Below are 686 nucleotides of genomic sequence, written 5' to 3'. Positions count from 1 at the left end.
CCCTAAAAAGCGCCATGATGTAGCCCCTAAAAAGCACAATGATGTAGCCTCTAAAAAGCGCATGATGGAGTAGAAGGGGAAACCAAATCTGCTATCAGCGATGGGACTATCATCCTTACTGATACAACTGGACAGAGGGCAATGGGGCAAGATGCTGGACAAATCATTGATGCACTCAACTGCAACACCGCTACAGCCCACCAAGCAGTAGAACAGCTAGATGTCGCATCGCTTGAGGGGGTAGTACATAATCGCGTAGATATGATCAATGATTTATCGGATGAAGGATTGGGATACTGGGACAAAGTGCGCGAAGTCGCAAATGTTAAAGAGCATCCAGTAGGTGAGATTGCGCATGATGAAAATGGCAAAGTACTCTATTTAACCGATGAAAATGGAGAGTATATAAAAGACAGCGATGGAGAATATATCACTCTGTATCACTTTTTAAATGCTGAAGATGAGCAGTATTTACAAGCTGGCTCTGATGGCAAAGTGCATGTGTCCTTTAATGGCATCTTTACGCCACCCTATGAAGCTGCTGTTTATGCAGAGCAACATGCGGAGAATAAAAATGAACCGCTTTATTTTGTTGTGTTCCCAGAAGCTGATTCTGCTATCTCAGAACTTCTAGTCGCGGGCTATCAGAAGTTTATGGAAAATAACTTTTGGGGTTTGACCAATTC

1 pseudogene is annotated in these 686 nt (G+C 43.1%); it reads left to right on the top strand.

The annotated features are described in order from the left end of the window. Nucleotides 1-54: 54 nt before the first annotated feature. Nucleotides 55-686, top strand: a pseudogene (locus ACFINE_RS09910) (filamentous hemagglutinin); the annotation flags it as partial.

This window comes from Bartonella sp. AA97HXZ (genome assembly GCF_042196985.1).
GTDB lineage: Bacteria > Pseudomonadota > Alphaproteobacteria > Rhizobiales > Rhizobiaceae > Bartonella.
This window is presented reverse-complemented; position numbering and strand designations above follow the sequence as displayed.